We start from the raw sequence: 20,881 nt of genomic DNA on the forward strand, positions 1-20,881 counted from the left end.
CCATGACCCAATCCCTGGCCGATATGCGCCGCGACTACACCCGTGATGGCCTGGCAGAAGCCCAGGCGCCGGGCGAGCCGTTCGCTCTGTTCCATCAGTGGTTCGCCGATGCGGTAAAGACCGAGCAGGCACCGGTGGAGGCCAATGCCATGACCCTCGCCACGGTCGACGGTGATGGCCGTCCCCATTGCCGCGTTTTGCTGCTCAAGGGGCTCGACGACCGAGGGTTCACCTTCTTCACCAACTACGACAGCGCCAAGGGCCAGCAACTCCAGGCCAACCCCTACGCTGCCATGACCTTCTTCTGGCCGGCGCTGGAGCGTCAGGTGCGCATTGAGGGGCGTGTGGAAAAGGTTACGCCCCAAGAGTCGGATGACTATTACCAGGTCCGCCCGCTGGGGAGCCGCCTTGGGGCCTGGGCGTCACCGCAAAGCCGGGTGATTGCCAGCCGCGAGGCGCTCGAAGGGCTGGTGAAGGCCACTGAGGCCCGGTTCTCCGACACCCAGCCCCACTGCCCCGAGCATTGGGGAGGCTACCGCCTGCTGCCCGAGCGCATCGAGTTCTGGCAAGGGCGGGCGAGCCGGCTGCACGACCGGCTGAACTATCGGTGGGTCGATGGCCAGTGGCAGCGCGAGCGCCTGGCTCCGTGACGTTCATGGGGCTGCGCGGTAGCCCCATGTATGCTGTCACCACTTCAATGCAGTAAACCCTGACTATCCTCTGTCTAGATCTCCAGGCCCGGCTCGGAGACTGTACCGTAGCTGAACGGAAATAATTTTATGGCTTTGCTACCGTGACAGCCGTCGAGGTGCAGCGTCTAATGGACACCTGACTTATGGAGACTTTACCCATGCGTAAATCCGCTTTGCTGGTGGCGACCTTTACCACCATGTCGTTGTTGTTGGGCGGCTGTGCTTCGAGCCTGACCGGCGACAGCTACTCCCGTGATGAGGCCCGTCGCGTGCAGACCGTGCGCATGGGTACTATCGAGTCCCTGCGTCCGGTCAAGATCGAAGGCACCAAAACCCCTATCGGCGGCGGTGCAGGCGCGATTGTCGGTGGTGTTGCCGGCAGTGCCATTGGTGGTGGCCGTGGCAGTATCGTTGCAGCGGTAATCGGTGCCGTGGCCGGTGGCCTGGCGGGTTCCGCTGCCGAGGAAGGCATCACCCGCACCCAAGGTGTCGAAATCACCGTGCGTGAGGACGATGGCAGCATGCGCGCCTACGTTCAGGCCGTGCAGGAGAACGAAATCTTCCGCGTCGGTGAGCGTGTGCGCATCATGACTGTCGACGGTACCAGCCGCGTTACGCACTGACCGCGCCAAAACAAAACCCCGAACTGGCCAGGCCCGTTCGGGGTTTTTTATTTGCCTGCCCTGGCCCTGTCGCCGGCTTACAGCCCAAGCATATCCCGCGCCACGGCTTCGGCAATGCGAATGCCATCAACACCCGCCGAAAGAATGCCCCCGGCGTACCCGGCACCTTCACCTGCAGGGAACAACCCCTTCACGTTCAGGCTCTGGTAATCCTCGCCGCGGGTGATGCGCAGCGGCGAGGAGGTGCGTGTCTCGATGCCAGTCAGCACTGCGTCATGCAGGTTGTAGCCTTTGATCTGTCGATCGAAGGCTGGCAGCGCCTCGCGGATTGCCTCGATGGCGAAATCCGGCAAACTCGGCGCCAGGTCACCCAAGGTCACGCCCGGCTTGTAAGACGGCTCGACGCTACCCAGCGCGGTGGAGGGTTTGCCGGCAACGAAGTCACCCACCAACTGTGCCGGTGCCTGATAGTTGCTACCGCCCATTACATAAGCGTGCGCCTCCAGGCGCTCCTGCAGCTCGATACCCGCCAGCGGGCCGCCCGGGTAATCGCGCTCAGGGTCGATACCGACCACGATGCCGGAGTTGGCGTTGCGCTCGTTACGCGAATACTGGCTCATGCCATTGGTGACGACGCGGCCTGGTTCGCTGGTGGCAGCGACCACGGTACCGCCGGGGCACATGCAGAAGCTGTATACGGAGCGGCCGTTCTTGGCGTGGTACACCAGCTTGTAGTCAGCGGCACCCAGTTTCGGGTGACCGGCATATTTGCCAAGGCGCGCCTTGTCGATCAGCGTTTGCGGGTGCTCGATACGGAAGCCCACCGAGAAGGGCTTGGCTTCCATGAACACGCCTTTGCCGTGCAGCATGCGGAAAGTGTCACGGGCGCTGTGGCCCAAGGCAAGCACCACGTGGCGCGACTGCAGCTGCTCGCCGCTCTCCAGCACCACGCCGCTCAGTTGGCCATCGTCGATCAGCAGGTCGGTGACTTTTTCCTGGAAGCGCACTTCACCGCCCAGGGCGATGATGTCCTGGCGCATCTGCTCGACCATGCCGGTCAGGCGGAAGGTACCGATGTGCGGCTTGTTGATGTAGAGGATCTCGTCCGGCGCACCGGCCTTGACGAACTCTTCCAGTACCTTGCGGCCATGGTGAAGCGGGTCCTTGATCTGGCTGTACAGCTTGCCGTCGGAGAAGGTCCCGGCACCGCCTTCGCCGAACTGCACGTTGGACTCGGGGTTGAGCACGCTCTTGCGCCACAGGCCCCAGGTGTCCTTGGTGCGCTGGCGCACTTCCTTGCCACGCTCCAGGATGATCGGCTTGAAGCCCATCTGGGCCAGCAGCAGGCCGGCGAAGATACCGCACGGGCCGAAGCCGACCACGACCGGACGCTCCTGCAGGTCGGCAGGGGCGTGGCCAACGTACTTGTAGGTGACATCCGGCGCGACGCTGATATTGCGATCGTCAGCGAACTTGGCTAGTAGCTCCGCTTCGTTGCTGGCTTCAAGGTCGATGGTGTAGATGAACAGCAATTCGCTGTTCTTCTTGCGCGCATCGTAGCTGCGCTTGAACAGGTTGAAGCTGAGCAGTTGCTCATCGCGGATGCCCAGGCGCTGGACAATGGCTTCGCGCAGCGCTTCGTCGGGATGGTCCAGGGGCAGCTTCAGTTCGGTGATTCGTAGCATGGCAGGGTCCAGTATCCCGGCCATGGGCGGCCGGCGGCTTTACACAAACCGCCAAGTATAAGCTGTTCGCCGCCCTGACTGGCAGGATAAAAGTGCCCGGCGATCAGTTGTCGCGTGCACCGCCGTAGTAGCCGCAGCCCTGCAGGGTCTGGCCATCGATGCTCAGCTCGGCGCGCAGGTGGTGCACGGCACCGGTGGCAGTATCGACGCAACGCTGCGGGGCGACCCACAGTTCCACCTGCTGGCCGTTGGCTTCGCTGCTCAGGGTCAGGCCGCCGCCGGGCACTTCCTCTTCCAGGAAGGGCAGCGGCAATGGCTCCTTGCCAATGCGGTTGAGCACCATGCCTTTGCCACTGGCCTTGATGTCCCACTCAGGCTCATGGCCGCTGGCGCGCAGGGTCAGCTGCTTGAAGTTGGGATCTTCGCAGGCGCGGGTGGACGGGTCCAGGCGGTACAGGCGGCGCACCTCGAGCTGGCCGTCGCTGTTGGCCTGCTTGCTGCCGGTGAGGCGCCCGCGCACATCGGCGAACAGTTTGTCACCGGCGTCGTCTGCCAGGTTGGCGGCTTCCTGCAAAATGCCGGTGCCGGCCACATCCTTGATCACGAAGCGACGGGGTTCATTGCAGGGCTTGAACAGCAACTGGCCGCCCCCGGCGCTCAATTCGCCCTGCATGCGCACAGTGCCGATGTTCGGATCGCTTGGTGGGGCGGCCAGCATCTGGCAGCCGGCGAACAGGGGCAGCAGGGCGGTGAGTAGCAGGGAAGGGGTGAGGCGCATGGGACGGGGCTCCGGGATGCTTGCATGAAGTGCAGGCCACGGTACCCATGCCAGGCGCTGATCACAAGAGAAAGCGATTTGGGGCCGCTTTGCGGCCCATCGCCGGCAAGCCGGCTGCTACAGGAACAGCGCTGACCCTGTAGGCGCTGGCTTGCCGGCGATGGGCTGCGTAGCAGCCCTGATAAAGCTAACTGACTGGCCTGAACCCGAAGCCCTTTGCCAGTCAACCGCCCAGGTAGGCGTCACGCACTTTCGGGTCGGTCAGCAGCGCCTCCCCCGTGCCTTGCATTACAACCCGGCCATTCTCCAGCACATAGGCCCGATCGGCGACCTTCAACGCCTGGTTGGCGTTCTGTTCCACCAGGAACACCGTCACGCCATCGCGGCGCAACTGTTCGATGATGTCGAAGATCTGCTGGATGATGATAGGCGCCAGGCCCAACGAGGGCTCGTCGAGCAGCAGCAGCTTGGGCTTGCTCATCAGCGCCCTGCCGATGGCCAGCATCTGCTGCTCGCCGCCGGACATGGTGCCGCCGCGCTGGAGATAACGCTCTTTCAGCCTCGGGAACAGTTGCAGGACTTTGTCCAGTTGCTCCTGATAGTCGCCTTTGTCGGTGAAGAAGCCGCCCATGGCGAGGTTTTCCTCGACGGTCAGGCGGGCGAACACACGGCGGCCCTCCGGGACCACGGCGATGCTCTTGCGCATGATGTGCGAAGAAGGCTGGCCGACCAGCTCTTCACCCAGGTACTTGATGCTGCCGCTGTGCGCCTGCGGCGAGCCGCACAGGGTCATCAGCAAGGTTGACTTGCCCGCACCGTTGGCACCAATCAGGGTGACGATCTCACCCTGATTGATCTCGACGTTGACGCTGTGCAACGCCTGGATCTTGCCGTAGAAGGTGGAGACGTTCTCGAACTTCAGCATTTACGCTTCCCCCAGGTAGGCTTTGATCACGTCAGGGTTGTCGCGAATTTCCTCCGGTGTGCCGTTTGCCAGGGGCGTGCCCTGGTTGATGACGACGATATGGTCGGAAATGCTCATCACCAGCTTCATGTCGTGTTCGATCAGCAGCACGGTGACGTTGTGCGACTCACGCAGATAGGCGATCAACGCCTTGAGGTCCTCGGTTTCCTTGGGGTTCAGGCCCGCTGCCGGCTCGTCCAGCATGATGATCCGCGGCTGGGTCATCATGCAGCGGGCGATTTCCAGGCGGCGTTGCTGGCCGTAGGCCAGGGTGCCGGCGGTACGGTTGGCGAACTCGGTCAGGTTGACCTTCTCCAGCCAGTACTGCGCGCGCTCCAAGGCCTCTTTCTCGCTGCGGCGGAAGCTTGGGGTCTTGAACAGGCCGGCGAAGAAGTTGGTGTTGAGGTGGCGGTGCTGGGCGATCAGCAGGTTTTCCAGCGCGGTCATCTCTTTGAACAGGCGCACGTTCTGGAAGGTCCGCACCACGCCCTTGCGGGCGATCTGGTGGCCGGCCAGGCCTTGGATCGGCTGGCCGTCGAGCAGGATGGTGCCGCCGCTGGGCTTGTAGAAGCCGGTGAGGCAGTTGAACACGGTGGTCTTGCCAGCGCCGTTCGGGCCGATCAGCGCCACTACCTGTTTTTCCTTGACGGTCAGGGCCACGCCGTTGACCGCCAACAAGCCGCCGAAGCGCATGCTCAGGCCGCTGACTTGCAGAATTTCGCGGCTCATCGACGCAGCTCCATGTGTGGACGTTGCATAGGCAGCAAGCCTTGCGGACGCCAGATCATCATCAACACCATCAGCGCACCGAACATCAACATCCGGTATTCGCTGAACTCACGCATCAGCTCAGGTAGCAGGATCATCACGATGGCCGCGAGGATCACGCCCAGTTGTGAGCCCATGCCGCCAAGCACGACGATGGCGAGGATGATCGCCGACTCGATGAAGGTGAACGACTCGGGTGTCACCAACCCTTGACGGGCGGCGAAGAAGCTGCCGGCGAAACCGGCGAAGCAGGCGCCCAGGGTGAATGCCGAGAGCTTGATCACAGTCGGGTTCAGGCCCAGCGCGCGGCAGGCGATCTCATCTTCACGCAGCGCCTCCCAGGCGCGCCCGATGGGCATGCGCAGCAGGCGATTGATGACGAACAGCGCCAGCAGTGCCAGCAACAGTGCCACCAGGTAGAGGAAGATGACCTTGTTGATCGAGTTGTACGGCAACCCGAAGTACTCGTGGAAGGTCTGCATCCCCTCGGCAGCACGCCGCTCGAAGGTGAGGCCGAAGAGCTCCGGTTTGGGGATGTTGCTGATGCCGTTGGGGCCGCCGGTCCAGTCGGTCAGGTTTCGTAGGAACAGGCGGATGATCTCGCCGAAGCCCAGGGTCACGATCGCCAGGTAGTCACCGCGCAGGCGCAGCACCGGGAAGCCGAGCAGGAAGCCGAAGGTCGCGGCCATCAGGCCGGCGATCGGCAAGCATACCCAGAAGCTCCAGCCCAGGTAGTGCGACAGCATCGCATAGCTGTAGGCGCCGACAGCGTAGAAGCCGACGTAACCCAGGTCCAGCAGGCCCGCCAGGCCGACCACGATGTTCAGGCCCAGGCCCAGCAACACGTAGATCAGGATCAGCGTGGCGATGTCGACGGCGCCGCGCGAGCCGAAGAACGGCCAGACCAGCGCCACCACGATCAGCCCGATGATGATCCAGCGTTGTGTCTTGGGCAGGGTCAGGTAATTGCTTACCGCGGGCGAGATCAGCTTGCGATCCGAGCGGCGGCCCATCACCGAGCTCCACTGCCTGTCGAACAGCACGCGCAGGAACATCAGCACCGAGCAGGCGGCGATGATGCCGATGGTGAACGAGCCCTGGCTGTGCACCACCAGGCTGATGCCATCGATGCTCAGTTTCAGGCCCAGCACCGGGAAGGCCACGGCCCACACCAGCAAGGCGCTGAAGAACGCCTGTTTGAGATTTCTGTTCATACTTTTTCAACCTCCGGGCGGCCGAGGATGCCGGTCGGCCGGAACAGCAGGACAAGAACCAACAGGCCGAATGCCACCACGTCCTTGTACTGGTCGCCGAAGATATCAGCGCCAAAGGCTTCGGCCACGCCCAGCACCAGGCCACCGAGCATCGCGCCCGGAATGCTGCCGATGCCACCCAGTACCGCCGCCGTGAAGGCCTTCAGGCCCACCAGGAAACCGGCGTTGGGGTTGATCACGCCGTACTGCATGCTCAGCAGCACAGCCGCCACCGCCGCCAGCGCGGCACCGATGACGAAGGTCAGGGCGATGATGTTGTTGGTGTTGATGCCCAGCAGGTTGGCCATCTTGATGTCCTCGGCGCAGGCGCGGCAGGCGCGCCCCAGGCGAGAGCGGGAGATGAACAGGGTCAGCAGGGTCATGGCCACCAGGGTGACCACGAACACCAGGATCTGCATGTAGCTGATCAGGACTTCTTCAGCACCGCCTGGCCCGAAGGAGAAGCTCCCGGGGATCAGGTTAGGGATGGATTTGTCCTTGGAATCCTGCGACAGCAGCACGGTGTTCTGCAGGAAAATCGACATGCCGATGGCGGAAATCAGCGGGATCAGACGGTTGCTGTTGCGCAGGGGGCGGTAGGCAACCCGTTCGATGCTGTAGCCATAGGCGCTGGTGACGAAGATCGTCGCGACGAAGGCAACGGTCATCAGGATCGGCAGCGAATGGATACCCATCATGGCCAGCCCTGCGAGGGCGATGAAGGCCACATAGGAACCGATCATGTACACCTCGCCATGGGCGAAGTTGATCATGCCAATGATGCCGTACACCATCGTGTAACCGATGGCGATCAAGGCATAGGTGCTGCCGATGGTCAATCCATTAACCAGTTGTTGGAAGAAATGGTAGATCTCAGGCATTACAGCGCTCCTAAAAACCTGATTTGCATTTCGCTGGCGGGGGTAGGCCAGGAAACCGCGAGTGACGGTTTTAAGATTTTCAGGTGAACCGGCCCCCGGATCGCGGGAATCAGGTCCATGAACCTCGTAAAACAAAGCCCACTGCTCGCACAGTGGGCTTTTACGGTCAGCTATTCAGTCACGCAGTTACTGAGGGGAGACTTCGGTCTTCGGCTTGCCGAAGTGCCATTCGTAGACCACGAACTTGAAGTCTTTGAGGTCGCCTTTTTCGTCGTACGACAGCGTGCCGGTCGGGGTCTTGAACGAGCCGGCGTGGATGGCGGCTGCCACCTTGTCGGTGTCTTCGGACTTGGCAGCCTCGATGCCTTTGGCGATCAGCTCCACGGCGGAGTAGGCCGGGAACACGAACGGACCGCTCGGGTCCTTGCCGTCAGCCTTGATGGCATCGACGATGGCCTTGTTCTCAGGGTCGGCGTCGAACGACTTCGGCAGGGTGACCAGCAGGCCTTCGGAGGCGTTCTGGGCGATCTGCGAGATCGAGTCGTTGCCTACGCCTTCTGGCCCCATGAACTTGGCTTTCAGGCCTTTTTCCTGAGCCTGGCGCAGGATCAGACCCAGCTCTGGGTGGTAGCCGCCGTAGTAGACGAAGTCGACGTTGTTCTGCTTGAGCTTCTGGATGATCGAGGAGAAGTCCTTGTCACCGGCGTTCAGGCCTTCGAAGACGGCAACCTTGGTGCCTTTGCCTTCCAGGGTCTGCTTGACGGCGGTGGCGATGCCTTCACCGTACTGCTGCTTGTCGTGCAGCACTGCAACGACCTTCGGCTTGACGTGGTCGGCGATGTAGTTGCCGGCCGCAGGGCCTTGGGCGCTGTCCAGGCCGATGGTGCGGAAGATCAGCTTGTAACCACGGGCGGTGATTTCCGGGCTGGTGGCGGCCGGGGTGATCATGATCACGCCTTCGTCTTCGTAGATGTCGGACGCTGGCTGGGTGGAGCTGGAGCACAGGTGGCCGATGACGAACTTGACGCCGTCGTTGACCACTTTGTTGGCGACTGCCACGGCCTGTTTAGGGTCGCACGCGTCGTCGTATTCCTTGGCTTCAAGCATTTTGCCATCGACGCCGCCCTTGGCGTTGATGTCCTTGATGGCCTGTTTTGCGCCGATGAACTGCATGTCGCCGTACTGGGTCACAGGACCGGTTTTCGGACCGGCGATGCCGATCTTGATGGTATCGGCGGCAAACGAATGGCTGGCTACCCCGGCCAGTACCATTGCGGCGAACAGCTTGGAAATCTTGATCATAGTGCTCCACTCATTCTGTTGTAATTCTTATAGTCCTGGCGGCCAGGGCTACAGACCGGGCGGGATTTGCGGTATGGCCACGCCACACTGCATGCCCACCTTCCCCCGGAACATGTCCCGGAACTGTACCGGTACAGTGTAGAGCGCTGCCCGAGCGCTTGAAAAGCGGGCGAAAAGCGCCTGTTTCGCGGGTTGTCGCATGATCGACACAAAGATACAGAAAGGCGCCATTACATCGCCTGCATCTTCGGCCCTACCCCACAAGTTCTGGGCCAATCGACCAAATTACATATTTGAAACCGGGTTTTTCTGCAAAAATGCCGGCCTTTTTTATTGGCCGATATTTGCGGTAGAAACCCATGACTGATCAAACAAGCACCCTCTATGCCAAATTGCTTGGCGAGACGGCAACTATCGAGTGGAAGGCATTGGAGCGTTTTTGGGCAAAGGGTGACCTGATTTGGGTCGACCCCAGCCTGGACCTGATAGCGGTTGCCGAAGTGATGGCGCAGAATCGCAGCGAGATGTTCGCCAAGTGGCGTGATGATGGCACCGTGGGCCCTGTCACGGCCGAACAGGCGCTCGACCTGCAAACCCGCGATCCAGAGATATGGGCGGTCGTGGTTTCGCCGTTCATCGTGATTCAGGTGAAGAGCGCCAAATCCGCCGGATGATTTTGGTGCGCGAAAATGCGCAGCTGCCCCATTCTGGTGCTCGATGGCGTTCAGGTGGGGTGGAGGTAGGTAACAATTCGGCGTGGCGGTAACAGTTTACGGGATGCGTAATGGGGCCGTGGTACGGCCCGGATAACTATCGGATTTGCCAGGAGTCGTTATGAGCACTGAACTGCCTTCGCTTGGATTCGCCGGGATTGGTCTGATGGGGCTGCCGATGTGTCGGCGCCTGCTGGCCGCAGGTTACCCGCTGACCGTCTGGAACCGCAGCCCGGAAAAGTGTGCCGAGCTGGTCGCGGCTGGCGCGCAGCTGGCTGCCGACCCTGCCGGGTTGTGCCGGGGCAGCGACATGGTGCTGCTGTGCCTGGCCGATACGGAGGTGGTACGCGAGGTGGTTTTCGGCGAGCAGGGTATCGCCCAGGGTGGGCGTAGCGGGCAACTGCTGGTCGACTTGTCCAGCCTTGAGCCGACCGCTACCCGCGAGATGGCTGCCGAACTGGCCGCCCTGTGTGGCATGGCGTGGCTGGATGCGCCCGTCTCCGGTGGCACGCCGGGCGCCGAGGCCGGCAGCCTGGCGATCATGGTCGGCGGCGAGGTTGCCGACCTGGAACGAGCGCGCCCGGTATTGCTTACCCTTGGCCAGCGGGTCACGCACATGGGCGGGGTGGGGGCGGGGCAGGTGACCAAGGCCTGCAACCAGATGATCGTGGCCTGCAATGCCTTGGTGGTTGCTGAAGTCGTGGCGTTGGCCGAGCAGTCAGGTGTGGACGCAACGCTCATCGCCCAAGCCCTGGCCGGTGGTTTTGCCGACTCCAGGCCGCTGCAGATCCTGGCACCGCAGATGGCCGAAAGCCGTTTCGAACCGGTGAAATGGCATGTGCGCACGCTGCTCAAGGACCTCGACGGTGCGGTCAAGTTCTCCCGCGAACAGGGCACGGCGACCCCCCTCAGTGGCCTCGCCGCGCAATTGATGCGCCTGCACGGTAGCCAGGGTTATCTGCAAAAAGATCCGGCGACCCTGGTAGAGCTGTATCGCAACAAGCGCTGAAGGCTTCTTCCTGGCGGTCGAGCCGTTCCAGGATCGGCCGCAGGTCCGCCAGCGGTACCGGCCGGCTGAGCAGGTAGCCCTGCAGGTAGTCGCAGCCGTTGGCGGCCAGAAACTCATGCTGCTCGACAGTTTCTACACCCTCGCTGACCACCTGAAGATGCAGGGTATGGGCCATTGCGATGATCGCCTGGACGATTTCACGGTCCTTCAGGCTGGCAGGCACGTCCTGAAGAAAGCTACGGTCGATCTTGAGGACGTCCAGAGGCAGGCGCTTGAGGTAAGCCAGTGACGAGTACCCTGTGCCGAAGTCATCGATCGAAAGGCTGACACCTTGGCCACGAATTCGCTTGAGCAGGCTGAGCGTGCGCTGGATGTCACCCATCAGGGCATTCTCGGTGACCTCAAGTTCCAGGTGTCGAGGTGCCAGGCCCGCTTGGAACAGTGCCATTTCCACTTCTTTGGGCAACCCGTCATGGCCCAGCGTCACCGCTGAGCAGTTGACCGTGAGCTTGAGGTCGGCGAAGCCGTGGCGATGCAACTGCGCGAGGTCATCACAGGCGTGGCGCAACACCCACAGGTCCAGGTCGACGATCAGGCCGTTGGCTTCGGCAATACCGATGAACCGGTCCGGGCTCAGCAGCCCATGCTGCGGATGCTGCCAGCGTACCAGGGCTTCAAGCTTGGCTACCTGGCCGCTACCCAAGTCATAGATGGGCTGGTAATGCACGCGCAGCCCACGTTCTTCAAGCAAGGCGATGCGCAGCTCTTCTTCCAGTTGCAGTTCAAGGGTGGCGCGGTTTTTCAGGCTGCTGTTGAAAAAATGCAGGCTGTTGCGCCCGCTGCCCTTGGATTGATAAAGGGCAAGGTCGGCGTGCTTGAGCAGCTCTTCAGCGGTGAGGCCGTCGTCGGGGTAAATACTGACGCCGATGCTGGTGGTCATGACCATGCGCCGCCCGCCCAGGTCGATGGGGTCCTTCATGCGCTGCATGATGCGCTGTGCCAGATGGCGAGCTTCGTCAGGCCCATTGAGGCTGGTAACCACGCAGAATTCGTCGCCGCCGAAGCGTGCCACCAGGTCGTGGCTGCGTGTGGCCGCTTTGATATGGCTGGCGATCACCTTGAGCAGTTGGTCACCGGCGTCATGGCCGAGGCTGTCGTTGATCCGTTTGAAATGGTCAATGTCGAGAAACATCACCGCCAGGCGGTGCACTTCGGGGTTCTGTTCGGCCAGGCGTTCGGCGAACACCTGGTTGAAGCCCCGACGGTTGACCAGGCTGGTCAGTGCATCGTAGTGAGCGGCTTGCTGCAAAGAAGCGCGGGCCTGGTCCAGTTGGCTGAGCAGCATGTTCACCCTGCGCAGGTCGTGTTCCTTGCTCTGCAGCTTTTTGTCGGCCAGGGCAGCGCTGATGCTGCTTGCGCTGATCAGCAGGGTAATGAAGGCCACGGTCAGGCCCAGTTGCAGGCTGTTGTCAGCAGAGGGCAAGCGCAGGGCGGTGTCGGCAGGAATGACCAGCGTCATCGCGGCCATTGCGGTGAAATGGGTGGCAACGATGCCGCCGGCCATGAGCAGGCTCGCGCCATATTTCAGGGCTTGATGCACAGTGCCGCTGCCGTTGCGGAAGTAGCGGGCCATCAGCAGTGCGGCCAGGCTGGTCAGCAGGGCGATGGCCGTGCTGGCCAGCAACAGCTCGGTTTGGTAGTACTGCTTGGCACCGGTCTGCAGCGCCGCCATGCCGACAAAATGCATGAGGATGATACCCAGGCCGATCAGCATGGCGCTTTGCAGGTAATGCTGCGGCCCCATGCGCTCGCGATCGAGGCTGGTCATCGCCATCCAGGCCACACCCAGTGCAATCAGCAGCGAAAGCCCGGTCAGCGAGGCGTCGTAGTGCATTTCCAGTGGTGCCCTGAACGCCAGCATGCTGATGAAGTGCATCGCCCAGATACCGCCGGCAAGGCAGCAGGCACCCAGCATGCGCCATTGCCTCTGGGCAGCCGGTTGCTCGCTGTGGGATTGGCGCTCGGCCATGTCCAGGGTGGCAAAGCAGGCCGCGCTGGCCACGGCGAAGGCGATCAGGATCAGTAGTGGTTCATGACGGCAGTCGATGACGATGCTACCGCTAGCCGGCACATCGGAGAACAGTTGCAGTCCCAGCCATTCCATTGCTTGCCCCATGGTCGAGTTCGCACTGGTCTCCAATCAACCCCCAAGGAGACTATCCAGAAAGGAGTATAGGAACGGGTGTTTAAACCTTCCGGGGTAATGGCTCTTTGATTGCAACGATTTGGTTATTGGGGTGATAACGCGCGGGTATAAAGGAGAGGGGAGGTGCATGGGCACCTCCCCAATGGCTGCAATCCAGTCTTAGCCAGCCACCAGCACGCGGATCGCCTCCAGGCGCAGTGCGGCCTTTTCGAGCATTGCCAGGCCATCTTCGCGCTGCTTGCGCAGGGCGTCGATTTCGCTGTCGCGTACGCTCGGGTTGACGGCTTTCAGAGCGGTCAGGCGCGCCAGTTCTTCGTCGGCTTCGGCGGCCAAGCGGCGTTGCGCCTCTGCCACACGCTCGACGTGGGTCGGCATGATCTTGGCTTCACCGCCACTGATGCGCTTGGCCAGCACGTCACGCTGGGCCTGTACGAACTTGTTGGCGCTGGCCCGAGGCACGCTTTCGAGCTGCTCGTTGAGCGTTTCGAAGGCCACGCGCGAGGCCAGGTCGTTGCCGTTGGCATCGAGCAGGCAGCGCAGCGCCGCAGGCGGCAGGTAGCGGCCCAATTGCAGGCTGCGCGGCGCCACCACCTCGCTGACGAACAGCAGTTCAAGCAGCACGGTGCCAGGCTTGAGCGCCTTGTTCTTGATCAGCGCGACGGCGGTGTTGCCCATCGAACCGGACAATACCAGGTCCATGCCGCCCTGCACCATCGGGTGTTCCCAGGTGAGGAACTGCATGTCTTCGCGCGACAGCGCCTGGCCACGGTCGTAGGTGATGGTGACGCCTTCGTCATCGCCCAGCGGGAAGCTGGCGTCGAGCATCTTCTCGCTCGGCTTGAGGATGAGGGCGTTTTCCGAGTGGTCTTCGCTGTCGATGCCAAAGGCGTCGAACAGGGTTTCCATGTAGATCGGCAGAGCGAACTGGTCGTCCTGCTCAAGGATGTCCTCGACCAGCGCCTGGCCTTCGCCGGCACCGCCGGAGTTGAGCTCCAGCAGGCGGTCGCGGCCGCTGTGCAGTTCTGCTTCCAGGCGTTCACGCTCACCTTTGGCTTCGGCTACCAGGGCATCCCAGGCCTTGCTGTCCCCGCCTTCGAGCATCGGCAGCAGGCGCGGGCCGAACTGGTGCTGCAGGGCGTTGCCGGTCGGGCAGGTGTTGAGGAAGGCGTTGAGTGCTTCGTGGTACCACTGGAACAGGCGCTCTTGCGGGCCTTCCTGCAGGTAGGGGATGTGCAACTGAATGACGTGCTTCTGACCGATCCGGTCAAGGCGGCCGATGCGCTGCTCGAGCAGGTCCGGGTGGGCCGGCAGGTCGAACATCACCAGGTGGTGGGCGAACTGGAAGTTGCGCCCTTCGCTGCCGATCTCGGAGCAGATCAGCACCTGGGCGCCGAACTCTTCGTCGGCGAAATAGGCTGCGGCGCGGTCGCGCTCAAGGATGCTCATGCCTTCATGGAACACCGAGGCCGGAATGCCGGAGCGCACGCGCAGCGCGTCTTCCAGGTCCATGGCGGTTTCGGCGTGGGCGCAGATCACCAGAACCTTGGTGCGCTTGAGCATCTTCAGGGTGTCGATCAGCCAGTCGACGCGAGGGTCGAAACGCCACCAGCGCTCGTCGTCGCTGACTTCACCTTGTGCCTGGAACGCGACTTCCGGGTACAGCTCGGCGTGCTCGCCGGCTGGCAGGTCGCGGTACTGTTCCGGCATTGGCAGCGGGTAAGGGTGCAGTTCGCGCTCCGGGAAACCCTGGATGGCCGCACGGGTGTTGCGGAACAGGACGCGGCCAGTGCCATGGCGGTCGAGCAGCTCGCGGATCAGGCGGGCGCTGGCCTGGCTGTCGCCATCGCTGACTGCAGCCAGCAGGGCTTCGCCCTCGGCACCCAGGAAACCCTGGATGGTGGCGTGGGCCTTGGGTGACAGGCGGCCTTCGTCGAGCAGTTCCTGTACGGCTTCAGCCACCGGGCGATAGTGCTCGCTTTCGGCACGGAAGGCTGCCAGGTCATGGAAGCGATTGGGGTCGAGCAGGCGCAGGCGGGCGAAGTGACTGTCCTGACCAAGCTGCTCGGGGGTGGCGGTGAGCAACAGTACGCCCGGGATGACCTGGGCCAGTTGCTCGACCAGGCTGTATTCGGTGCTGGCCTTGTCTTCGTGCCATACCAGGTGGTGGGCTTCATCGACCACCATCAGGTCCCAGCCTGCGGCGAACAGCGCGTCCTGGGCCTTTTCGTCCTCGACCAGCCACTCCAGGGCGACCAGTGCCAACTGGGCGTCCTCGAACGGGTTGCTGGCGTCGCTTTCAATGAAACGTTCGGCGTCGAACAGTGCCACCTGCAGGTTGAAGCGCCGACGCATTTCCACCAGCCATTGGTGCTGGAGGTTTTCCGGTACCAGGATCAGCACGCGGTTGGCACGCCCGGTCAGCAACTGGCGGTGGATCACCAGGCCGGCTTCGATGGTTTTGCCCAGGCCCACTTCGTCGGCCAGCAGTACGCGAGGTGCGCTGCGGTCCGCCACTTCGCGGGCGATGTGCAACTGGTGGGCGATCGGCTGCGCGCGGCAGCCTCCCAGGCCCCACAGCGACGACTGGACCTGCTTGCTGGTGTGCTGCAGCGTGTTGTAGCGCAGGCTGAACCAGGACAGCGGGTCGATCTGACCGGCGAACAGACGGTCGCTGGCCAGGCGGAACTGGATGAAGTTCGACAGCTGGGTTTCCGGCAGGGTGCGCGGCTGGTTCTGGCCGTCGAGGCCGTGGTAGACCATCAGCCCGTCGATGTCCTCGACTTCGCGTACCGTCAGCTTCCAGCCTTCGAAGTGGGTGATCTGGTCACCTGGCGAGAAGCGCACGCGGGTCAGCGGCGCATTGCGCAGGGAATACTGGCGGGTGTCGCCAGTGGCCGGGTAGAGCACGGTCAGCAAGCGGCCATCCTGGGCCAGGATGGTCCCCAGGCCGAGCTCCGCTTCGCTGTCACTGATCCAGCGTTGCCCCGGTTGATACTGCTGCGCCATACTGCCTGAACTCCCGCGATGAAAAGCCGGCTATGTTAACGGATAGGCCCGGCGGACCATAGAGTTGAAGTCCAAGAGTCTAGCTGTTTCATCGCAGAACACCGTCTTGCCGATGAGGGCTACGCACGCCATGCCGCTCAAGCACCGCTGGTTGAACGCCTCTCTGGCCGTGGGCAGCCTCGCGCTGCTGGCCGCTTGCGAGCAGAAAAACTTCGAAAGCCTGCCGGCGATCCCGGTGGAGCAACTCGAGGTGCTGGGTGTGCAGACGCCGATCAAGAGCGTGCATTTCCGTGACCGTGACGGTGAAGGCCTGCTGGTGCTCAGCCGCAGCGATGGCCAGGCGGTCGATGCCGAGTCCGAGCAGGAAGTGGACAAGGTAGAGCTCAAGGCCACGCTGTACGGGCGAGCCACCGAGGGCGACGGGTTCAAGCCGCGCTGGCAGATCGAGCAGGAAACCACCTGCCCTGGCCTGGACCTCGATGTCGACTTCTACAACGATGTCAGCGATGTGGGTGACCTGAACAAGGACGGCATCGCCGAGGTGACGGTGGCCAGCCATTCGTTCTGTGGCGGTGGCATCGACCCGCATGACATTGCCATCGAGATGCGTGAGGGCCAGGCCAGTTACACCATCACTGGGCAGTCGCTGATCACCCCGGCAGGCGAAGAGCCGATCGGCGGTGAGCGCGAGGACAGTGCCTCGCTGAAGAACGCGGCGCCAGTGCTGCGCGAGCACATGAACGCGGTCTGGCAGCAGGTCTTCAAGCGCCCTTGGAGCGAGGCCAGCCCGCCAAGTGATGACGACCCTGACGACGAAGCTTCATAGCCGCTGTCTATACTGGCATGACGTGGCCGGTTTCGGCCGCATTACCCTATTCGCCGGCCCTCAAGGCGGCTGACAACCGGCCGATACACTGGGCACAGGAGAATTCTCATGCTGCCGCCGATCATTCCGCTCAGTGCCGCCCCAGTGACCTCGCAACAGGACCCGGTCAAGCCGACCCCGGACATCAAGCCCGTGGTCCCCACGCAGCCTGCCTCAGGGGAGAGCGCCATTGACCTCAAGCAGCAACGCGACCCGCAGGAGCAGGTCTTGCTGCTGCGTGAGGAGCAGCGCCGGCAGCAGCGGCGTAATAAACAGGGTGGCGACGAGCGCTACAGTGCCTTGCCGGGTGAAGAAGTCAACGGCGACAACACCGTACCGGTGGCCCCGCTCATGGGCGAGCAGCCGCGCCAGGGCCTGCTGGTCGATATCGAAGTCTAGGCGCCCTGTGCCGCAGGGCTGGTCATGGCCAACGCCTGGCGGCATCATGCAAGTCTCTGTTGATCCTCGAGCCCGCCCATGAGCCAAGACAACCTCATCGACTTCGATGCCGAACGTGCCAAGCGCGTGCACGACCTCAAGGAAAAGCGCCTGAACGAAGTGCGTCAGGCGTTCGAGCAAGCCATGCCGCTGGGCAAGGCGAAGAAAAAGAAGCCCAAGAACAAGCCCAAGAAGCGCTGAAACTTGACGCAGGTCAACCCTGCACCCGCCTCGCGTGCCCGGCTCCGGGCACCATTGACCTCGATCAATTTCCCCGTCCCCCGTATTCGTTACCTTGCATCCATCGGACAACGGCAAACGAATCGGGAGGCCAACATGTTCTTCGACAATGTGGTTATCGCTGGTGTGGTAACGGTCGGGTTGATGTTCGCATTCTTTGCCGGTCTTGGCATTTTCATCTGGAAGGACTCGAACAAGCGCAAGCCGCGCTGACCTTCCAGGTTCACGGGCACGCAAGGCATTTAGGGCGACTTCGGTCGCCCATTTTTTTTTGCCTTGATCGGTTGATATGACAGCGCCTAAAGATGATTAGCTAGCTAATTATTTGTTTCAGCATTATCCTTCCCTTCATTGTCTATCGTTTACCAGATCATCCCCCGCAAGGTCCGTTTCGTGCCCATCACCTTCCAGGCCCTGTTCGCACCCAGCAGCCTCGCCATCAAATTCGCCATCAAAACCCTGCTTGGCGGCGGCCTTGCCCTGTGGCTGGCCATGCGCTGGGGGCTGGAGCAGCCGGCCTGGGCGCTGATGACCGCGTTCATCGTGGCCCAACCCCTGTCTGGCATGGTGATACAGAAGGGCCTTGCTCGCTTGGCCGGGACCTTGGTCGGCACCTTCATGTCAGTGCTGTTCATCGGCCTGTTCGCGCAGACGCCATGGCTTTTTCTCATCACGCTGGCGTTGTGGCTGGCCCTGTGTACCGCGGCTTCGACCCAACTGCGAAGCGCCTGGGCTTATGCCTTTGTGCTGGCCGGCTACACCGCAGCGATCATTGCTTTGCCCGCGATCGACAAGCCCCTGCAAGTGTTCGATCAGGCGGTGGCGCGCTGTACCGAGATCTGCCTGGGGATCTTCTGTGCAACGGCCACCAGCGCGTTGCTCTGGCCGATGCGCGTGGAGCAGCAACTTGCCGGGCAGGCGCGCCAGGCCTGGCACAGCGGTTTCCAGACGGCCAGTGCCATGCTTGGCGGTGAAGACCAAGCGCGCCAAGGCCTGCTGGAGATCCTGGGGCGTATCGTTGCCATCGATACCCAGCGCGAACATGCCTGGTTCGAGGGCCCGCGTGGGCGCCAGCGGGCAAGGGCCATTCGTGGCCTGAGCCAGAAACTGATGGTGCTGCTGCGGATCTCACGCTCGGTGCGTCGCCAGTGGCGGCAACTGGATGAACAGCAAACCCTGCGTCTTGGCCCATGGCTGGAAGAAGTGCGCGCCCTGTTGGCCAAGCCCGATCAGCCGAGCCTGTTGTTGTTGCGTCAGCGCATCTGGGACGCCGCGCATGATGAGCAGATCAGCTCTGCCGAGCATTTTTGCCTGGCCCGCATGACCCTGCTACTGGACTACGCCATGGCTGCCACCCAGGCACTCGATGATGTCGAAGTGGGCAGGGCGCCGAAGGATGTTGCGCAGGGGCTGGCTGCCCACCGCGACTGGTCGCTGGCGTTGCTGTTCGGTTCACGCAGTGCGCTGGCATTTTTGGTGATGAGTGGTTTCTGGCTCGCCACTGCCTGGCCCTCTGCGCCCGGTGGCCTGGTGTTGACGTGTGTGGTCTGCAGCCTGTTCGCCAGCCGTGAAAATGGTGCGCAGATCGGGCTCAGCTTCTTGCGTGGCATCCTGCTGGCGATCCCGACGGCATTGCTGGTGGGGCAGATCATCCTGCCGCAGTGGAGCAGTTTTGCAATGCTTTGCCTGGGGATGGGCGTACCTCTGTTCTTTGGGGCTATGGGTATGGCTCACCCGCGCACCGGGGCCACGGCGACTTCTTATTGCCTGCACTTCATCGTACTGGTGTCGCCGCTCAATGCCATGCAGTTCGGTGTGGCGAGCATGTTCAACAGTGCGCTGGCCATGCTGGTGGGTGTAGGTGCGGCGGTCATGGCGTTTCGCCTGCTGGTGTTCCGCCACCCGGCCTGGCTTGGCCGGCGCCTGCGCGCGGCGACCCAAAGCGACCTGGTGCGCCTGGCCCGGCGCGACCTGCGAGGTGCCGACAGCTGGTTTGGCGGGCGCATGGCCGACCGTCTGATGCAATTGGCACGGCACGCCGGCGAGCTGCCCGAGGCCGAACGCAAGCGTTGGGACGATGGCCTGCATGGCCTGGACATCGGCGACGAACTGCTGCATTTGCGCATGTGCCTGGCAGTCGCCCAGGCGCCGCTGGGTGATGCCGAACGTGAATATCTGCAGCAACTGGAGACAGCCCTGGCCAGCGGGCCGGCAGCCGGACGAGGGCAGCGCCTGGATGCCGCCAGCGAGCGATTCATCGCGGCGCTGCAACGCCTGCCGTCGAGTGACCCGTTACGCCTGGCCGAAGGGGCGGTATTGCAGTTGCAGAAAAGCTGGGGCAAGTGGTGCCGCTGGCAGGAGGAAGCCCATGGGGTTGCGTGAGTGGGCGTTGGGCGGCGTGCTGCTCAGCCCTTTTCTGATCTATGTGCTGATGGCCCTGGTGCTTACCGGTTTGTTGCGCCTTGTCGTGCACGCCACGCCGTTGGGGCGCTGGATCTGGCATGAAGCGCTGTTCGACGCAGCGCTGTTCGTTTGTGTGCTGTACCTGGTAGTCCGCCTGCTGGGGCCTTTGTAAGGAGTGATTCGATGCGTGCTGTCGTCCGTACCCTGGTGACCCTCTGCGTGGTCGCCATCGCCGTTCTGGCCGGCTATAAACTCTGGCAGTACTACATGCTCACCCCATGGACACGTGATGCACGGGTGCGGGCCGACGTAGTGGTCATCGCGCCCGACGTGTCCGGCTGGGTGCGTGAGCTCAAGGTGCAGGACAACCAGCGGGTCAAGGCTGGCGACCTGTTGATGAGCATAGATCGTGAGCGCTTCCAGGCCGCGTTCGATCAGGCCAGCGCTGTGGCAGAAACGCGTGCCCAGCAGTTGCACCTGCGCGAGCGCGAAGCTGCGCGGCGCACGGCATTGGGGCCCGGGGCGATCAGTGCCGAGCTGCGCGAAAACGCGCAAATCAATGCCGCCATTGCCCGCGGTGAGTTGCATGAGGCGCAAGCTCAGTTACAGGTGGCGAAAATCAACCTTGCGCGCAGTGAAGTGCGAGCCCCCCGCAGTGGGCACATCACCAACTTGCGCCTGGCTCAGGGCAACTATGTGAATGCCGGCCAGTCGGTAATGGCCCTGGTGGATGACTCGACCTTTTTTATCCAGGCCTACTTCGAGGAAACCAAATTGCCGCGCATACGCGTGGGCGATTCGGTGAAGGTCTGGCTGATGGGGGCAGGAGAGGCCATGCAGGGGCATGTGGAAAGCATCAGCCGGGGTATCACCGACAGTAACAGTAACCCTGACAGCCAGTTGTTGCCGGAGGTTGAGCCAACCTTCAACTGGGTAAGGCTGGCCCAGCGAATACCTGTGCGCATCCGGCTGGACGACATTCCCGAAGGCATGAACCTCAGCGCGGGGATGACGGCCAGCGTGCAGGTGCACGAGGAGTCGCCCGAGTGATCAGG

The 20,881-nt window shown here is 62.6% G+C and carries 20 protein-coding genes; 11 read left to right on the forward strand and 9 right to left on the reverse strand.

What is annotated here, in order from left to right; translation table 11 throughout:
- Positions 1-2 precede the first annotated feature (2 nt).
- Entirely contained in the window at positions 3-650 is a 648-nt protein-coding gene (gene pdxH / locus JOE27_RS22150) for a pyridoxamine 5'-phosphate oxidase (protein WP_046787730.1), read from the forward strand.
- A gap of 200 nt (positions 651-850) precedes the next feature.
- Positions 851-1,315 (forward strand): glycine zipper 2TM domain-containing protein, encoded by a 465-nt coding sequence (locus tag JOE27_RS22155; protein ID WP_012313068.1) that lies wholly within the window; start codon positions 851-853, stop codon positions 1,313-1,315.
- Between the two features lie 77 nt (positions 1,316-1,392).
- Here JOE27_RS22155 and JOE27_RS22160 read toward each other — a convergent pair whose 3' ends face one another.
- From JOE27_RS22160 to JOE27_RS22190, 7 genes are all read right to left on the reverse strand, one after another.
- Entirely contained in the window at positions 1,393-3,000 is a 1,608-nt protein-coding gene (locus JOE27_RS22160; protein ID WP_115273735.1) for an NAD(P)/FAD-dependent oxidoreductase, read from the reverse strand.
- 103 nt (positions 3,001-3,103) lie between these two features.
- A complete protein-coding gene (locus JOE27_RS22165; protein WP_115273736.1) occupies positions 3,104-3,778 on the reverse strand; it encodes a hypothetical protein in 675 nt (224 codons plus the stop codon).
- Positions 3,779-4,001: 223 nt separating this feature from the next.
- Positions 4,002-4,703: an ATP-binding cassette domain-containing protein gene (locus JOE27_RS22170; RefSeq protein ID WP_046787727.1), complete on the reverse strand. Its 702-nt coding sequence runs from the start codon at positions 4,701-4,703 to the stop codon at positions 4,002-4,004.
- Positions 4,704-5,471 carry a high-affinity branched-chain amino acid ABC transporter ATP-binding protein LivG gene (gene livG / locus JOE27_RS22175; RefSeq protein WP_039604710.1) on the reverse strand — a complete coding sequence of 256 codons (768 nt, stop codon included), beginning with the start codon at positions 5,469-5,471 and terminating at the stop codon, positions 4,704-4,706.
- A complete protein-coding gene (locus JOE27_RS22180; RefSeq protein WP_012313073.1) occupies positions 5,468-6,724 on the reverse strand; it encodes a high-affinity branched-chain amino acid ABC transporter permease LivM in 1,257 nt (418 codons plus the stop codon). Before JOE27_RS22180 ends, livG begins: the two co-directional genes overlap by 4 nt.
- Positions 6,721-7,644 carry a high-affinity branched-chain amino acid ABC transporter permease LivH gene (gene livH, locus JOE27_RS22185; protein ID WP_008097482.1) on the reverse strand — a complete coding sequence of 308 codons (924 nt, stop codon included), beginning with the start codon at positions 7,642-7,644 and terminating at the stop codon, positions 6,721-6,723. Before livH ends, JOE27_RS22180 begins: the two co-directional genes overlap by 4 nt.
- A 186-nt stretch (positions 7,645-7,830) precedes the next feature.
- Positions 7,831-8,946: a branched-chain amino acid ABC transporter substrate-binding protein gene (locus JOE27_RS22190; protein ID WP_012313074.1), complete on the reverse strand. Its 1,116-nt coding sequence runs from the start codon at positions 8,944-8,946 to the stop codon at positions 7,831-7,833.
- 359 nt (positions 8,947-9,305) lie between these two features.
- On the opposite strand from JOE27_RS22190, the gene JOE27_RS22195 reads away from it, so the two are divergent.
- Both JOE27_RS22195 and JOE27_RS22200 read left to right on the forward strand, forming a co-directional pair.
- The gene (locus JOE27_RS22195; protein ID WP_046787726.1) at positions 9,306-9,620 is read left to right on the forward strand and encodes a DUF2288 domain-containing protein; all 315 of its coding nucleotides are present in this window, start codon (positions 9,306-9,308) and stop codon (positions 9,618-9,620) included.
- A 160-nt stretch (positions 9,621-9,780) separates the two neighbouring features.
- Positions 9,781-10,668: an NAD(P)-dependent oxidoreductase gene (locus JOE27_RS22200; RefSeq protein ID WP_196997594.1), complete on the forward strand. Its 888-nt coding sequence runs from the start codon at positions 9,781-9,783 to the stop codon at positions 10,666-10,668.
- On the opposite strand, the gene JOE27_RS22205 is transcribed toward JOE27_RS22200, so the two are convergent.
- Positions 10,568-12,832 (reverse strand): EAL domain-containing protein, encoded by a 2,265-nt coding sequence (locus tag JOE27_RS22205; RefSeq protein ID WP_174142043.1) that lies wholly within the window; start codon positions 12,830-12,832, stop codon positions 10,568-10,570. The genes JOE27_RS22200 and JOE27_RS22205 overlap by 101 nt on opposite strands.
- 201 nt (positions 12,833-13,033) lie before the next feature.
- Positions 13,034-15,880, reverse strand: a complete 2,847-nt coding sequence (gene rapA / locus JOE27_RS22210) for an RNA polymerase-associated protein RapA (protein WP_012313078.1) — start codon at positions 15,878-15,880, stop codon at positions 13,034-13,036.
- Positions 15,881-16,010: 130 nt separating this feature from the next.
- On the opposite strand from rapA, the gene JOE27_RS22215 reads away from it, so the two are divergent.
- The 7 genes from JOE27_RS22215 to JOE27_RS22240 all read left to right on the forward strand — a co-directional run bounded on the left by JOE27_RS22215 (position 16,011) and on the right by JOE27_RS22240 (position 20,876).
- Positions 16,011-16,706 (forward strand): hypothetical protein, encoded by a 696-nt coding sequence (locus tag JOE27_RS22215; RefSeq protein WP_204920652.1) that lies wholly within the window; start codon positions 16,011-16,013, stop codon positions 16,704-16,706.
- Positions 16,707-16,814: 108 nt separating this feature from the next.
- Positions 16,815-17,144 (forward strand): hypothetical protein, encoded by a 330-nt coding sequence (locus JOE27_RS22220; protein ID WP_046787722.1) that lies wholly within the window; start codon positions 16,815-16,817, stop codon positions 17,142-17,144.
- A 78-nt stretch (positions 17,145-17,222) separates the two neighbouring features.
- Entirely contained in the window at positions 17,223-17,384 is a 162-nt protein-coding gene (locus JOE27_RS22225; protein ID WP_174142042.1) for a hypothetical protein, read from the forward strand.
- Positions 17,385-17,519: 135 nt separating this feature from the next.
- Positions 17,520-17,636: a cytochrome c oxidase subunit CcoM gene (ccoM, locus tag JOE27_RS24950; protein WP_008097462.1), complete on the forward strand. Its 117-nt coding sequence runs from the start codon at positions 17,520-17,522 to the stop codon at positions 17,634-17,636.
- 180 nt (positions 17,637-17,816) lie between these two features.
- Positions 17,817-19,805: an FUSC family protein gene (locus JOE27_RS22230; RefSeq protein WP_204919913.1), complete on the forward strand. Its 1,989-nt coding sequence runs from the start codon at positions 17,817-17,819 to the stop codon at positions 19,803-19,805.
- On the forward strand, positions 19,792-19,998 hold the full coding sequence (locus JOE27_RS22235) for a DUF1656 domain-containing protein (protein ID WP_119688376.1): 207 nt from the start codon (positions 19,792-19,794) through the stop codon (positions 19,996-19,998). Before JOE27_RS22230 ends, JOE27_RS22235 begins: the two co-directional genes overlap by 14 nt.
- Positions 19,999-20,009: 11 nt before the next feature.
- Positions 20,010-20,876 (forward strand): HlyD family secretion protein, encoded by an 867-nt coding sequence (locus tag JOE27_RS22240; protein WP_204919915.1) that lies wholly within the window; start codon positions 20,010-20,012, stop codon positions 20,874-20,876.
- The last annotated feature ends 5 nt before the right edge of the window (positions 20,877-20,881 follow it).

Source organism: Pseudomonas sp. M5, from assembly GCF_016907075.1.
Taxonomy (GTDB): Bacteria; Pseudomonadota; Gammaproteobacteria; order Pseudomonadales; family Pseudomonadaceae; genus Aquipseudomonas; species Aquipseudomonas putida_E.

Excerpts from the sequence above, each read along its gene's own strand:
- ccoM (WP_008097462.1), top strand. The coding sequence starts at position 17,520 with ATGTTCTTCGACAATGTGGTTATCGCTGGTGTGGTAACGGTCGGGTTG.
- JOE27_RS22220 (WP_046787722.1), top strand. The coding sequence starts at position 16,815 with ATGCTGCCGCCGATCATTCCGCTCAGTGCCGCCCCAGTGACCTCGCAA.
- JOE27_RS22170 (WP_046787727.1), bottom strand. The coding sequence starts at position 4,703 with ATGCTGAAGTTCGAGAACGTCTCCACCTTCTACGGCAAGATCCAGGCG.
- JOE27_RS22190 (WP_012313074.1), bottom strand. The coding sequence starts at position 8,946 with ATGATCAAGATTTCCAAGCTGTTCGCCGCAATGGTACTGGCCGGGGTA.
- JOE27_RS22215 (WP_204920652.1), top strand. The coding sequence starts at position 16,011 with ATGCCGCTCAAGCACCGCTGGTTGAACGCCTCTCTGGCCGTGGGCAGC.
- JOE27_RS22205 (WP_174142043.1), bottom strand. The coding sequence starts at position 12,832 with ATGGAATGGCTGGGACTGCAACTGTTCTCCGATGTGCCGGCTAGCGGT.
- JOE27_RS22180 (WP_012313073.1), bottom strand. The coding sequence starts at position 6,724 with ATGAACAGAAATCTCAAACAGGCGTTCTTCAGCGCCTTGCTGGTGTGG.
- JOE27_RS22155 (WP_012313068.1), top strand. The coding sequence starts at position 851 with ATGCGTAAATCCGCTTTGCTGGTGGCGACCTTTACCACCATGTCGTTG.
- JOE27_RS22240 (WP_204919915.1), top strand. The coding sequence starts at position 20,010 with ATGCGTGCTGTCGTCCGTACCCTGGTGACCCTCTGCGTGGTCGCCATC.
- JOE27_RS22235 (WP_119688376.1), top strand. The coding sequence starts at position 19,792 with ATGGGGTTGCGTGAGTGGGCGTTGGGCGGCGTGCTGCTCAGCCCTTTT.
- livG (WP_039604710.1), bottom strand. The coding sequence starts at position 5,471 with ATGAGCCGCGAAATTCTGCAAGTCAGCGGCCTGAGCATGCGCTTCGGC.
- JOE27_RS22160 (WP_115273735.1), bottom strand. The coding sequence starts at position 3,000 with ATGCTACGAATCACCGAACTGAAGCTGCCCCTGGACCATCCCGACGAA.
- pdxH (WP_046787730.1), top strand. The coding sequence starts at position 3 with ATGACCCAATCCCTGGCCGATATGCGCCGCGACTACACCCGTGATGGC.
- rapA (WP_012313078.1), bottom strand. The coding sequence starts at position 15,880 with ATGGCGCAGCAGTATCAACCGGGGCAACGCTGGATCAGTGACAGCGAA.
- JOE27_RS22225 (WP_174142042.1), top strand. The coding sequence starts at position 17,223 with ATGAGCCAAGACAACCTCATCGACTTCGATGCCGAACGTGCCAAGCGC.
- JOE27_RS22195 (WP_046787726.1), top strand. The coding sequence starts at position 9,306 with ATGACTGATCAAACAAGCACCCTCTATGCCAAATTGCTTGGCGAGACG.
- livH (WP_008097482.1), bottom strand. The coding sequence starts at position 7,644 with ATGCCTGAGATCTACCATTTCTTCCAACAACTGGTTAATGGATTGACC.
- JOE27_RS22165 (WP_115273736.1), bottom strand. The coding sequence starts at position 3,778 with ATGCGCCTCACCCCTTCCCTGCTACTCACCGCCCTGCTGCCCCTGTTC.
- JOE27_RS22200 (WP_196997594.1), top strand. The coding sequence starts at position 9,781 with ATGAGCACTGAACTGCCTTCGCTTGGATTCGCCGGGATTGGTCTGATG.